A 1255-nucleotide genomic window follows, 5' to 3' on the forward strand; every position below is an offset into this window, starting at 1 on the left:
TCCCTAAAGTGCCAAAATCAAATCCGGTTGATGGTTGCTCGTAAGCTTCATCTATTTCAACCACATTTAAGCTGCGTAAATTTTTACGGTAACTTTCAATCGCGGTGTTCACCATAACCCTTCTAATCCAGCCTTCAAAAGAACCATCGCCTCTATACTCTTTTATTTTCTGGAAAATTTTAATATATCCCATCTGCAGCACATCTTCTGCCTCCATTCTATCTTTGGCGTAGCGCATACAAACGGCCAACATTTTCGATGCAGTTTGCTTGTAAAGCAGCTCCTGCATTTTCCGGTCGCCAGCTTTGCAGCCTTCCATCAAATCGTTTATCGTATAGCTTCGCGTCAATTTCATTGTGTGTTTGTAAATAGAAGATGGCAGATTACAAACAATGGTTGCATGAGGTGAGAAAAAAAGTTAAATAAAGTTAAAAATAACCAAACAACAGTTGATTATCAGCAAGATATAGTTGAAATATTTTTTCAAGAAAGATATTGTTTTTTATTTGGAAAGCAAAGGCAGGAGCATTTTTGAGGTGTTAATCCCGCTATTCGCTTCAAAGCCTTGGTTCGTTCCTCACCTTCGTGTTTTTCGCTGCTATCGGGTTTAATTGGCAGGGACTTCCGAAGTTTCAAAGGAGTAGGAACACAAAGGGGACCTCCGGATGGCTGTATAAGCATAAAACTCCGCAGGTTTTAGAAACCTGCGGAGTTTGAATCGGTATGAGTTTAATCACCCTAAACCCTACACCTTTTACCTCTCACCTTTCTTCACCTTAAACAATTTAAAATCCTGTTTGTAGGTCAAAAAGAATGAATGGTTAAACTGAAGTTGTTTATCGGTATGATCAAGATCAATATGCGGCTCGAAACGAACATCAAGGTATAAATGTGGGATTAACTCTTTTTGGTAAGCATAACGCAACGAAACAATGTTTCTAGCACTTTGCTTTAAGCCCGGACTGTACAGGTTATCTGAAACCGATTCATAAAGTGGCATACCTTTAATCGAAATAAAGTTGTTGCCTTTCCAGTAAGAAGCCACCAAACTGCCCCATTTACTTTCTACACCCGCATTTAACCATAGACCAAAGCCACCTTGGTAAGCTCTTCTTTTATCAGGTGAAAAATCTTTATACACCGCAATATAGTTGTCGGTATATACCTGTTTAATGTTGGTATTAATTGCTTTGTGCAGTTTTAAACCAGTTGCACCGTTAAACATAGTCGTAATCGGAATTTCTTTAAGTACATC

General features: G+C 38.6%; 2 protein-coding genes. Both read right to left on the reverse strand.

What is annotated here, in order from left to right; translation table 11 throughout:
• The coding region (locus AC1DPQ_RS28105; protein ID WP_477611619.1) for an RNA polymerase sigma factor at positions 1–355 on the reverse strand (355 nt) is incomplete at its 3' end.
• A gap of 399 nt (positions 356–754) precedes the next feature.
• On the reverse strand, positions 755–1255 hold a 501-nt coding region (locus AC1DPQ_RS28110; protein WP_477611620.1), incomplete at its 5' end, for a hypothetical protein.

Source organism: Pedobacter sp. 01T416_2, assembly GCF_056398925.1.